Source organism: Janthinobacterium sp. GL_088 (genome assembly GCF_057837845.1).
The window spans coordinates 5,726,485-5,738,920 of the sequence record NZ_CM174453.1 but is presented as its reverse complement, the minus strand read 5'-3'; the positions used below and the strand labels follow the sequence as shown (position 1 = coordinate 5,738,920).

Below are 12,436 nucleotides of genomic sequence, written 5' to 3'. Positions count from 1 at the left end.
TCACTACAGCGCCGGGAAAGCATAGCAATGTGCTCCTGAAGAAGCGCCCAAGAACGCCTGAATCATTCTTCAGGTTCGGTGCGCGCACGGTGGGGCGCGGTAAAATGCAAAGCATGGAAAACAAGGCGCGACGCGAAAGGCAGGCATGAGAATCCTCCTGGTGGAAGACGACCGCAAGGCGGCGCGCCTGCTGGCGCGGGGCTTGCAGGAAGAAGGCTTTGTCGTCGACGTGGCGCACAGCGCGGAAGAGGGCGAGGATGAAAGCTACGCCGTCGACTATGACGCCATCGTGCTGGACTGGATGTTGCCGGGCAAGCAGGGCATCGACTTTTGCCGCGACTTGCGCGCGCGTGGCATCCAGACGCCCGTGCTGATGCTCACTGCGCGCGACGCCACGGCCGACCGGGTGGCGGGCCTGAACACGGGCGCCGACGATTACCTGACCAAACCGTTTGAATTCGAGGAACTGCTGGCGCGCATCCGCGCCTTGCTGCGCCGCTCCGACATCAGCCGCCCGCTGGTGCTGGCGCTAGCCGACCTGACGCTCGACCCCGTCAGCCACCAGGCCACGCGGGCCGGCATGCCGCTGGTGCTGACGCCCAAGGAGTACGCAATTTTATTGATCCTGCTGCGCCAGGCGGGCGAAGTGGTCAGCCGCGCGCGTCTGGCCGAGCAGATATGGCAGGCGGACCTGATCGGCATCGATAACCTGATCGACGTCCACGTGCGCAACCTGCGGGGGAAAGTGGATGCGCCAGGCTTGCCGCCCTTGATCCATACGGTGCGCGGACGCGGCTTTCGCCTGGCGGAAAACAACGGTGGCTAGCTTTCGCAAACGATTGCTGCTGGTGCACCTTGCCGTCATCCTCGCCATCGTCGCCTGCACGGCGCTGGCCGGCTACTGGGGCCTGTCGCGCGCCGTGCATGGCCAGCTCGATGCGGCCCTGCTGGCGCTGGCCGAGACGGAAATGGCCATGCTGCCGGCCGCGCCGCGCCAGCCCGTGCAGGTGCACGAGGTGGCGCCGGGCCTGGCGCAGCCCTCATTGACGCGCCTGGACCGCTTGGTGCAGATCATCGATGGCGAAGGCCGCGTGCTGGCGCGCAGCCGCAACCTGGAGGCGGCGCAGCTGCCGGCGCCGACCGCCCTGCTGGCGCGCCTGGCGGCCGGCGAGACTGTTTTCGAGACGCTGCCCAAGTTCGGCGAAGAGCCGCTGCGCATGGTGTCGATTCCCGTGCCCACGTCCGGCGCGGGCCTGGCGGTGCAGGTGGCCGGTTCGCTCGACGACACCAATCACGTGCTGGCTGCGGCCACCGTGCTGTTTGGCGCCATGGCGCTGGCCTTGCTGGCGGCCGTGGGGTTGGCCGGCGAAATGCTCACGCGCCGCGTGCTGGGCGCCATCGACGACGTGGTGGACCAGGCGCATTCGATCGGCGAAGCCAGCCTGCACCAGCGCCTGCCCCATCCCGGCACGCAGGACGAAATCGGCCGCCTGGTCGATACCCTGAACGCCATGCTGGACCGCCTGGAACACGGCTACGATGCGCAGCGCCGCTTCACGGCCGACGCCTCGCACGAATTGCGCTCGCCCCTGTCGCGCCTGCGCACGGAAATTGAAATCACCCTGCGCCGCCCGCGCGAGTCGCCCGAGTATGTCGACGCGCTGGCGTCCTGCCTCGATGAAGTGCAGCGCCTGACGACCCTGGTGGAAGAATTGCTGATGCTCACGCGCCTGGACGTGGGCCAGGAGCGCAATGCCGTGGAAACCATCGCACTCAATCCGCTCGTGCAGGCGGCCGCGCAGCGCCTGGAAAAGGCGGCGGTGCAGCGCGGCATCCGCATTGTCTTCGATGGCAGTGTGCCCGTGCAGGCGCGGGTGGCGGCCGGCCCCGTGGATCTGGTGCTGGCCAACTTGCTCGATAACGCCGTGAAGTTTTCGCCGCCCGACAGCATCATCACTGTGCACGTGGCGCGCGAGGGCGAACAGGCGATCGTCGGCGTGGCGGATGCAGGACCGGGCATCGGTGTGGAAGACTTGCCGCATCTGTTCGAACGCTTTTACCGGGGCGCCCAGGCGCGCGCAGGCGAGGCGCCCGGCTTTGGCCTGGGCCTGGCCCTGTCGCAAGCCATCGTGCATGCGTATGGCGGCAGCATCGAGGCGCAGAACCGCCCGCAAGGCGGCGCCCTGTTCCTCATGCGCCTGCCGGCCTCAGATTGACGGCGCGACGCCTTCCCAGCGCACTTGCCGTACTTGCGGCCAGGCGCCCGCGCGGTTGACGAAGCGCACCAGCACGGCGCGCTGCACGGCCTGGCACAGCACCGTGGCGATCAGCTGCACCACTTGCCGGGCTTCGTCCCAGCTGCGCAGCATTTGCGACGGGGCCAGGCCCGCGCCTTTGAGTTCGGCCAGCAGCAGGCGCACCACGTGGTCGGCTTGCGCGGCAGGGCAGGTGACGGTCAGGCGGTAGGTGGCCACGACAGGCGCTTGCCTGGCAAACCAGTGAAAGAATTTTTTCATCATCAGACTCCCCGTTCGGCGACAAATTCCGCGTTGTTGACCAGCGCCCAGCGCACGGCCGAGACGCTGCCTTCCAGGCTGACCTGGCTGACGATCTGCTCCAGCAATCCCAGGCTGGACAGGGGCGTGAGCAGGTCGGCGCGCACTTCGATGCGTCCCGCGTGCGCCGCGTCTTCGCTGTGCAAGGATTGCAGCATCAGTGCCGGCATGCCGCTGATCATGCGCAGCATGAGGTTGCGCACCTGGACTTCCTGCTCCGCCTCGCACACGGCCGTGACGCGGTAGATGCTTTCCGTCTCTATGCCCGCTTCGCTGCCGTGCGCGTTGATGCGTTGCGCCAGGTGGCGCAGCACCAGGTTGGCGATCAGCACGAAGCCCGTGCCGATGGCCGCTTCCAGCGCGAAGCCCAGGCCGCACAGGATGCCGATGGCGGCCGAGCACCACAGGGTGGCGGCCGTGTTCAGGCCGCGCACCGTCATGCCTTCGCGCATGATGACGCCGGCGCCAAGGAATCCAATGCCGGACACCACCTGCGCGGCGATGCGCATATGGCCGGCGCTATCGCCTTCGAGCACGGAAACCATCACGAACAGCGAGGCGCCAACGGACACCAGCGCATTCGTGCGCAAGCCCGCCATGCGCTGGCGCAGCTGGCGTTCGGCGCCGATCATGGCGCCCAGGGTCAAGGCTGCGGCAACGCGCAGCGCAAAGTCAAATACCACCATCAGTTTCTCCCGGCTGGGGAGGAACAGGCGAGTGCAAGGGCGAAGACAATTCGCCCCGAAAGGGGGCAGCAGACGATAACGGTGGAACGATGAGGAGGGAAGTGGCGACGAGAGAGTACTGTCGCTGGTAAAACCACACCTTGCCATGGGCAGGGCGGGCGGAATGCGCGCGTCCTGCCTAAGGCCGATCGCCGATGGTCAATCGACTACTGTCACTGGAACAAGCACCCACGAGTCACTCCATATCATTGATAACGGGGACAGTCTAGCCAGTGGGGCAGTTTTGGTCAACTGAAGCTCTCTTCAGGTAGCCGCCGCGTCGTCCCCGCCAATGCGGGGACGGTGAAGGCGACCGGTAGTTCAGTGGGCGTGTGCCTTGCCGTCGTCGGCGGATTCGGCGTGCGCATGCTCGCCGCCGCCAAAGAAGCGCGCGGCGCGCTTGCCCAGGCTATCGAGGTAGGTGTAGGCGACGGGCACCACCACCAGTGTCAATAGCGTCGAGGTGATCACGCCGCCGATGACGGCGCGCCCCATCGGCGCCTGCGATTCGCCGCCGTCGCCCATGCCGATGGCCATCGGCAGCATGCCGAAGACCATCGCCAGGGTCGTCATCAGGATGGGGCGCAAGCGCACTTGCCCCGCTTCCATCAGCGCCTCGAACTGGCCCAGCCCTTCGCGCTGGCGCTGGTTGGTGAAGTCGACCAGCAGGATCGCATTCTTGGTGACCAGGCCCATGAGCATGATGAAGCCGATCACGGAGAAGATGTTCAGGGTGCTGCCCGTAATCAGGAGTGCGGCCAGCACGCCGATCAGCGACAGCGGCAAGGACACCATGATGGCGATCGGCTGCAGGAAGCTGCCGAACTGCGATGCCAGCACCAGGTAGATGAAGATCACGGCGATCCCCAGCGCCATCATGGCGCCGCCCATGGTTTCGGCCATCTGCTGCGCATTGCCGGCCACGTCGAAGCGCACGCCCGGCGGCAGGTCGATGGACTTGATGGCTTTCTGCACGTCGGCGTCGACGTCGCCGGCAGGGCGGCCCTGCGTGCCCGCATAGATGGCGACCCGGCGCTGCAAGGCCTGGCGTTTCAGCACTTGCGGGCTCGATGACGGCACGAAGTCGACCACCTGGCGCAACGGAATCATGACGGGCTTGCCGTTCGCATCGAGTTTGCTCGACGCCAGCGACAGGTCGGCCAGGTCGGCCACTTTCTGACGGCCCGACTTGGGCAACTGCACGTTGACGTCGTAGTTTTGTCCGTCGGACGCCAGCCAGTGGCTGACCGTGTCGCCCGCCACGAACGGCCGCAGGGCATTGCCGATCTGCTGCACCGACAGACCCAGGTCGCTGGCCAGTTCGTTATTGATCTTCACGGTGGTCGATGGATTGGCGCCTTCCTGGCTGTATTCCATGTCGGCCAGGCCCTTGATGTTGCGCATCTTGTCCATCAGGGTATGTGCCACCGCATCGAGCTTGCCTTCATCCGTGCCCAGGATGGCGATGAAGATGGGGCGCTGTCCGACGGACAGGGTGATGCCGGCAATCGGCGCCAGGCGTTCGCGGATCAGCTTTTCCAGTTCCTGCTGCGAGCGGCGCTTGTGCGTCTTGATGTCCGTCAGCTTCAGGTTCACCTCGGCCGCGTTGCGTCCATCGGGCGTGCCGATATTGGCCACCAGGCTGTCGATTTCGGGAAATTCCTTCAGCGCCGTTTCGATCTGGCGCACCTTGGAATCCGTGTATTCAAGGCTGGAGCCGACGGGCGTCTTGAAGCGCAGGTTGACCCAGCCCTGGTCCGTTTCCGGGAACATCTCGCCGCCGATCATGGGCACGAGCATCAGGCTGCCCGCGAACAGGGCCAGGGCGGTAGCCAGGGTCGTCTTACGCCAGCGCAGGGCCACCTTCAACACCTTGCCGTACCAGACGTGCAGGCGGTCGATGCCTGTCTCGATCCAGGCCATGAAGCGGCCCAGCCACGGAGCGTACTTGAAGCGGTCCTTGACGGGGTCGCGCCAGACGGACGACAGCATGGGGTCGAGGGTAAAACTGACGAACAGCGATACCAGCACGGCGACGGCCACGGTGATGCCGAATTGCAGGAAGAAGCGGCCGATGATGCCGTCCATGAAGGCGACGGGCACGAACACGGCGACGATGGCGAACGTGGTGGCCATCACGGCCAGGCCGATTTCATTGGTGCCGTCGTTGGCCGCCTTGTAGTGGTTCTTGCCCATGCCCAGGTGGCGCACGATGTTTTCGCGCACGACGATGGCGTCATCGATCAACAGGCCAATGCACAGCGACAGCGCCATCAGGGTCAAAAAATTCAGGGTAAAGCCGAAGGCCTTCATGGCGATGAAGCTGGCCAGCACGGAGATCGGCAGTGTCAGTCCCGTGATGATGGTCGAGCGCCACGAGTGCAGGAACAGGAAGACGATCACCATGGTCAGCACGGCGCCTTCGATGATGGTGCGCTTGACGTTATTGAGCTGGCTTTGCACGCGTTCCGATTCGTCATCCAGCACGCGCAGCTTGATATCGGGCGGCAGCGTCTTTTGCAGGTCCGCCGCCACTTTCAGGATGCCGGTGCCCACTTCGACCACGTTGGCGTCCTGCACTTTAGTGATTTCCATCGTCACGGCTTGCTGGCCGTTCATGCGCGAGATCGACAGTTCTTCCTGCTCACCGTCGACGACGGTGGCCACCTGGTCCAGGTAGACGGGGCCGATGGCGCGGCGCGCGACGATGATCTTGCCGAATTCGCGCGCATCCTTGATCTTGCCTTCCACGCGCACCAGTTGTTCGGCCGCGCCATGGCTGATCGAGCCGGCCGGCAAATTGGTGTTCGTGGCCTGGATGGCGCGAATCACTTCATCGACGCCGATGCCCTGGGCATTGAGTTCGATCGGCTTCATGCTGATGAGGATCTGGCGCGCGCGCAGGCCGCGCAGCTTGACTTGCCCCACGCCGGCCACGCCCTGGAAGCGCTTGCTGATGATTTGCTCCGTCATGGTCGACAGCGAGCGCAGGTCATGTCCGGTGGAGGTCAGCACGATGGTGGCGATGGGGCGTTCGTTGTCGCCCTCGGCGCGCGCGATGAACGGGTCCTTGGCTTCCTTAGGGAAGCGGGGGCGCACCAGGGCCACCTTGTCGCGCAAGTCCTGCATGGCCTTGTCCATATTCGTCGACAGCTCGAATTCCAGGTAGACGCCGGCCCGTCCTTCCCACGAGTTGGCGCGGATGGTCTTGATGCCGCTGACGGTGTTGACGGCGTCCTCGATGGGGCGCGTGATATCGTTTTCCACGGCTTCGGGCGAGGCGCCCGGGTAGTTCACTTCAATGGCGGCGAACGGGAACTGCACGCTGGGCATGCTTTCCACGCCCAGACCCCGGTAGGAGAAGATGCCCAGCACCACCAGCGCCACCATGACCATGGTGGCGAAGACGGGGTTTTGAATACTGACTTTGGTCATCCACATGGCTTAATCCTTCCGTGCCAGCACGGCTGCCGGCGCGGCGGGCACGCCTGGCTGTGCGGCGAAGGTCACGCTGTGGCCCGGCTTGACGCCATCGAGCTTGGCGATGATGACTTTCGCGCCCGGCACCAGGCCCGATGTGACTTCCGCATAGCCTTCATCCTCGTTGCGCAAGCCCAAAGTGACGGGCTGGGCGACGACCTTGTTGTTCACCAGCGCATACACGACGGGCCCCTGCTTTTCATTGCGCACGGCCGTCAGGGGCACCAGCGGCGCCACGCTTGATCGCTCGGTGACGATGCTGCCCTTGGCGAACATGCCGCCGCGCAGCGCGCCATCGCCATTGTCGACGGCGATGTAGACGAGCATGGCGCGCGAGCCGCTCTCGGTGGTGGGGTTGATGCGCGTGACCTTGCCGGCGAAGTCGCGCGCGCCGAAGCCGTCGACCTTGAAGTGCACGTCCTGGCCCAGCTTGATGCGGGGGATTTCCGCGCTGGGCACGGGTGCTTCCAGGGTCAGCTGCGCCAGGTTGACGATGGTGTAGACGGGCATGTCGGGCGAGACTTTTTCGCCAGCCTGCAGGTGGCGCTTGCTGACGATGCCGGCCATCGGCGCGCGGATCACCGTGTCGGCCAGCGCGATGCGGGCGATGTCGACCATCGCGGCGGCGGACTTGACGTTGGCGCGCGCCAGGTCGACGGAGTTCTGCGTCGTGTCGTATGCCGTTTGCGAAATGTATTTTTGCTTGAGCAAGGCCTGGCTGTTCGCTTCATTCTTGCCGGCCATCGACAATCGCGCCTGCGCTTCGTCGAGCATGGCTTGCTGCTGCGTCAGGCGGGCGCGCAGGTCGGCCGCGTCCAGGCGCACGAGGATTTGCCCATTGGCCACTTGCTGGCCTTCCTGCAAGGTGGTTGCCTCGATCACGCCGGAAACCTTGGCCTTGATGGTGGCCTGGGTCACGGGCGCCAGCGAACCGGACAGGGGCAGGCTGATGGACAGCGCGCGCGCGGCGATGGCGGCCACGTCGCCCTGCGCCAGTTCGTGCACAGGCGTCTTGGCCTGCTCCTTCTTCTTGCTCGCTTGCAGTTCGGCAGCCTTGGCGGCTTGCTGCTTCGATTGCATCACCATCCAGCCGCCGCCGGCCAGGCCCAGCACGACCAGGATCAGCACGGGGGTGCGCCAGCGCCGGCGGCGCGTGGCTGCAAGGGGGGAGGCGGGGGGCAGGGTCTCGTTTTTCATAGGTATTCTTGGTCAGGAGCGGCGCAGGGGTTCGGCGCCAGGTCTCGGTGCGGACCCGGCCTGTCTCTGGCCGGGGGAATTCGGGTAGCGCATCACCGTGGCGGCCGCAGACAACACGCCTGCCGCTGCGGCCGTTCACGGCGATGCGCATGTTGCCACTTTAGGAAGATTCAAGTCCGGCCGCCATCGCCGTGCGACAGATTGCACAAAATCGGGGCTGGAATGCAAAAAACGGCGACCGAAGACAGTGCCGGCATCGAGGCCGTGCACGTCACGATGCTTGCGCATCCTCAAGAAGCCGATTCGCCGGCGCGCAAGAATGGGTGGGATGGTTGCGCTACCGGACAGGCCATACGCCTGCCGGTTGCCGTGCGGCCGCGCCACGGGGGGCTGATGTCTGATCGGATTGCCGGAGCCGCCCCGTCGCCGGGCCGTTTGCTGACTGCTGCCGAACCGCAGGCGGGAGCGGCCGTCAAGGCGCTGGACTTGCTGTCCATCATCGTTGCCGCCGTCGAGCAGGCACCGGGCCTGGCCGTGCGCGGCATCGACCGCGATGGCATCGTGCGCTACTGGAGTCTTGGTGCGGCGCGCCTGTATGGCGTGACGGCCGAGCTGGCGCTGGGCCAGCCGTGGGCCAGGGTGGCCGCCGCGCTGCCGGATGCCGCCACTGTGGCCGGGGAGCTTGCCGGCGAATTGGCGGCCGTGTGGGACAGCGGCAAGGCGCGCAGCACGCGCCTGTGGAAGCTGGGTGCCGACGGGGCCGCACCGCGCTGCATCTGTTCCACCGTGTTTCCTGTCATACAGTCCGGAAGAGTGCGGCAAGTGGTCTGCATCGATGTCGACATCACGGCCAGCGGCCAGGATGGCGCCGCGCAGGGCGCCTTGTTGCTGATGGGCGACAATTTCCGCCAGTTGTACGAGAAATCCGCCGATGCCATCCTGCTGCTGCGCGACGAGCATATCGCCGACGCGAATCCCGCCGCTATTGCTCTGTTTCAATGCGAAGACCGACAACGGCTGCTGGGACGCCGCCTCAGCGACTTTTCGCCCTTGCGCCAGCCCGATGGCGCATTGTCCTCGTTGCACGGCACGCAGCTGGCGGCGCAAGCCCACGCGGACGGCAACTGCCGCTATGACTGGCGCTATCAGACGTGCACGGGCGAACTGTTCTGGGGCGAAGTGCTGCTCACTTCCGTCACGCTCGACCATACCTATCTGTTTTATGCCGTGATCCGTGATATTTCCTCGCGTAAACTGGCTGAGCGGGCTCTGTACCTGTCGGCACAGGTGGTCGAGCATGCGCGCGAGGCCATCGTCGTGCTGGACCCGCAGCAGCGGGTCGTCAGCATGAATCCCGCGTATAGCGAGATCAGCGGCTACAGCCTGGACGACATGCTGGGCAAACCCTTCGTCCAGCACGGCGTGGAGCCGGACGCGCCGGCGTTTTTCGACCACGTATGGGACGAGGTCGAGGCCAACGGTTATTGGCAAGGCGATATCGTCGGCCAGCGCAAGGCGGGCGGGCGCTACCCGGCCTGGCTGTCGCTGACGGCCATCCGCGACCCGCAGGGGCAATTGAGCAATTACCTGGCCATCCTCAGCGATATCAGCGAGCGCAAGAAAAACGAGGAGCACACGCGCCACCTGGCCGAGCACGATTTCCTCACGGACCTGCCGAACCGGGTGCTGCTGCTGGACCGCCTGTCGCTGGCCTTGGCGGCCGCGCGGCGCAAGCTGAGCATGCTGGCCATCCTGTACCTGGACCTCGACCATTTCAAGCACATCAACGACAGCATGGGCCACCACGTGGGCGATTTGCTGCTCAAGGAGGTGGCGCGGCGCCTGGTGCGCTGCGTGCGCGGCGTCGACACGGTCAGCCGCCATGGCGGCGACGAGTTCGTCGTCATCCTGGCCGAGGTGGGCGGCATCGACCAGGTGGCCCATGTGGCGTTCAGCCTGCTGCATGCCGTCACGCAGCCCTATCAACTGGGCGAATACGAATTGCATGTGTCCACCTCGATCGGCGTGGCCATCTTTCCCAGCGATGGCGACAACATCGATAGCCTCGTGCACAACGCCGACATCGCCATGTACCACGCGAAGGAAAGCGGGCGCAACAATTTCCAGTTTTTCAATGCGGAGATGAATGCGCAAATCGTCGAGCGGGCCAGCCTGGAGCAGGGCTTGCGCGAAGCGCTGGGCAAGGATGAATTCGTGCTGGAATTCCAGCCCGCGCTCGATGTCGCCAGCGGGCAGATCCTCGGCGCCGAAGCGCTGTTGCGCTGGCGCCACCCGCAACTGGGCGTGCTGCCGCCCGAGCGCTTCATCGCCGTGGCCGAGGAATGCGGCTTGATGGTGTCGATTGGCAATTGGGTGCTGCGCCACGCCTGCCTGCGCGCGCGCGCCTGGCACGATGCGGGCCATGCCTGGCGCGTGGCCGTGAATCTGTCGCCGGCGCAATGTCTGCACAATAATTTATTGCTCAGCGTGCAAGAGGCGCTGGCCGTGTCGGGTTTGCCCGCCGCCTGCCTGGAACTGGAAGTGACGGAATCCTTGCTGATGAAGGGGGGCGCGCGCCTGGCCGGCGTGCTGGCGCAACTGCGCGCGCTGGGCGCCAGGCTGGCCATCGACGACTTCGGCACCGGCTATTCGCGCCTGGCCAATCTGCGCCATTACCCGGTGGATAAACTCAAGATCGACCCATCGTTCCTGCCCGCGGCCGCGGACGGCGCGGTCGGCGAATCCGACACGGCCGTGGCCGCCACCATCATCGCCATGGCGCGCGAGCTGCAATTGACGGTGATCGCCGAAGGCGTGGAAACGGCGCAGCAGCTGGCGTATCTGCGGGGACAGGGCTGCCAGCAATACCAGGGGCGCTATGCCAGCGCGCAAGTGGAGGGCAGCGCGCTGGCGAAGTTGCTGCATTAGTGACTGAGTTAGTTAATGTTTCCCAGCAGCCTGATGCGCGCCAGCACCTGGCCATGGTCGGATGCATATGGCAAGCTCAGCAGCAAATGGTCGTTGAGATAAGTCACTTCCTGCAGCACGCCGATGGCGCGCGGCGAGGCGTGATGAAAATGCTCGGACACGAGGATGTGGTCGATCGTCATGTAGGCACTGTCGTGGATATTCGTGTAGCCCACGTGGCGCAGGGCGTCCTGGCGTTGCTGGATGGCGTTGGCGTCGTACAGGCGCGCGCGCATTTCCATGCCTGGTTCGCACGGCGCGCCCGCGCCCATGACGATGGCCGTGGTGACGGCATTGGCGATGTCGTTGAAGTCGCCCAGCACGATGCGGGGACGGCCGCTGTGCCCCAGTTCGCTTGCCAGCATGCGCAGGGCCACGGCTTCCGCGCCGCGCCGCTGCAGCGAGCGCAGGTTGGCCAGCGCGTAGCTGGCCGCATCGTTGCCGTCGCCATGGCGGTAGTCGGGCCGGCGCGATTTCAAATGCACCACGACCACGTCGATGAGTTGTCCGCCAGGCAAGATAACCTGGACATGCAGCGGTGCGCGGGCGAAGCGGCAGGGATTGTCCTCGGCAGGCACGCTCACGCCGGTGGGGAAATCCGCCCAGGCAACACCGGCGCCGGCCAGCGGCAGGCGTGAGACGAGCGCCACCGTGGGCAGCATGCGTCCGGCGGCATCGATCGCATCGTAGCCGGCCTGGGTGGCTGCGCGGTAATGGCGCGTGCGCGACAGCACGTCGCGCAGGGCCGCTTGCGAGAAAATTTCCTGGAAACCGATCACGTCGGCGTCGAGCAGGTCGATTTGCCGCGCCGTCCATTCCGCCTTGGCTTCGTATTGCGCCGGGCTCAACGGTTCCAGGTTGTCATACAATTTCGCCCCGGCGGGGGCCAGATTGCAGACATTGAATGTGGCAAAGCGGATTTCTTCCTGCATAATTAGCACTCCTCACTGAACGATCAGCGTATCACGCATGGCTAAAAAAGAGCATATTTCCGAAACCCAGGCGACGCAGTTGCTGCGCAAGCATCAAGTTTCCTTCGAAGAACACCCGTATCCGTATGAGGAGCATGGCGGCACCAGCGTTTCGGCGCGCGAATTGAACGTGCCAGAACATGCGGTGATCAAGACCCTGGTGATGCAGGACGAGGCGGCCAAGCCGATGATCGTGCTCATGCATGGCGATTGCAAGGTGTCGACCAAGAATTTGGCGCGTGGCATCGGCTGCAAGTCCGTCGAGCCGTGCAAGCCCGAAGTGGCGCAGCGTCATTCCGGCTACATGATCGGCGGCACCTCGCCGTTCGGCACGAAGAAGGCCATGCCCGTGTACGTCGAGCAATCGATCCTGGACTTGCCGCGTATCTACATCAATGGCGGGCGGCGCGGTTTCCTCGTCTCGCTGGCGCCGCAGGTGCTTGTTGATTTGTTGCAAGCCAAGCCGGTGCAGTGCGCCCTGCAGGATTAAGAAAACTGGATGCCGCCCTGTCCGTTGACTGGGCGCTGGTGTATATTCTGC

At 65.1% G+C, this 12,436-nt stretch carries 9 protein-coding genes; 4 read left to right on the top strand and 5 right to left on the bottom strand.

The genetic code is table 11. The features are described from left to right. Window positions 1-145: 145 nt before the first annotated feature. Both AC3IQ7_RS25585 and AC3IQ7_RS25580 read left to right on the top strand, forming a co-directional pair. Entirely contained in the window at window positions 146-826 is a 681-nt protein-coding gene (locus AC3IQ7_RS25585) for a response regulator transcription factor (RefSeq protein WP_092714122.1), read from the top strand. Further along, window positions 819-2,216, top strand: coding sequence for a sensor histidine kinase (locus AC3IQ7_RS25580; protein ID WP_322426191.1), 1,398 nt, complete (start codon window positions 819-821; stop codon window positions 2,214-2,216). The genes AC3IQ7_RS25585 and AC3IQ7_RS25580 overlap by 8 nt, the downstream gene beginning before the upstream one ends. On the opposite strand, the gene AC3IQ7_RS25575 is transcribed toward AC3IQ7_RS25580, so the two are convergent. The 4 genes from AC3IQ7_RS25575 to AC3IQ7_RS25560 form a co-directional block, all read right to left on the bottom strand. Continuing rightward, the gene (locus tag AC3IQ7_RS25575) at window positions 2,208-2,519 is read right to left on the bottom strand and encodes a hypothetical protein (RefSeq protein ID WP_158301083.1); all 312 of its coding nucleotides are present in this window, start codon (window positions 2,517-2,519) and stop codon (window positions 2,208-2,210) included. The two genes, AC3IQ7_RS25580 and AC3IQ7_RS25575, sit on opposite strands and share 9 nt — an antisense overlap. Continuing rightward, on the bottom strand, window positions 2,519-3,238 hold the full coding sequence (locus AC3IQ7_RS25570; RefSeq protein WP_198521463.1) for an MgtC/SapB family protein: 720 nt from the start codon (window positions 3,236-3,238) through the stop codon (window positions 2,519-2,521). Before AC3IQ7_RS25570 ends, AC3IQ7_RS25575 begins: the two co-directional genes overlap by 1 nt. Before the next feature lie 363 nt (window positions 3,239-3,601). Then, on the bottom strand, window positions 3,602-6,721 hold the full coding sequence (locus tag AC3IQ7_RS25565) for an efflux RND transporter permease subunit (RefSeq protein ID WP_489207671.1): 3,120 nt from the start codon (window positions 6,719-6,721) through the stop codon (window positions 3,602-3,604). A gap of 3 nt (window positions 6,722-6,724) precedes the next feature. Next, entirely contained in the window at window positions 6,725-7,957 is a 1,233-nt protein-coding gene (locus tag AC3IQ7_RS25560) for an efflux RND transporter periplasmic adaptor subunit (RefSeq protein WP_099376626.1), read from the bottom strand. A gap of 393 nt (window positions 7,958-8,350) precedes the next feature. Between AC3IQ7_RS25560 and AC3IQ7_RS25555 the strand changes: the two genes are divergently transcribed. Further along, a complete protein-coding gene (locus tag AC3IQ7_RS25555; RefSeq protein ID WP_489207670.1) occupies window positions 8,351-10,885 on the top strand; it encodes a sensor domain-containing protein in 2,535 nt (844 codons plus the stop codon). An 8-nt stretch (window positions 10,886-10,893) separates the two neighbouring features. On the opposite strand, the gene AC3IQ7_RS25550 is transcribed toward AC3IQ7_RS25555, so the two are convergent. After that, window positions 10,894-11,856: an endonuclease/exonuclease/phosphatase family protein gene (locus tag AC3IQ7_RS25550; RefSeq protein WP_489207669.1), complete on the bottom strand. Its 963-nt coding sequence runs from the start codon at window positions 11,854-11,856 to the stop codon at window positions 10,894-10,896. Between the two features lie 37 nt (window positions 11,857-11,893). On the opposite strand from AC3IQ7_RS25550, the gene ybaK reads away from it, so the two are divergent. Then, window positions 11,894-12,385, top strand: a complete 492-nt coding sequence (gene ybaK, locus AC3IQ7_RS25545) for a Cys-tRNA(Pro) deacylase (RefSeq protein WP_489207668.1) — start codon at window positions 11,894-11,896, stop codon at window positions 12,383-12,385. Window positions 12,386-12,436: the final 51 nt, after the last annotated feature.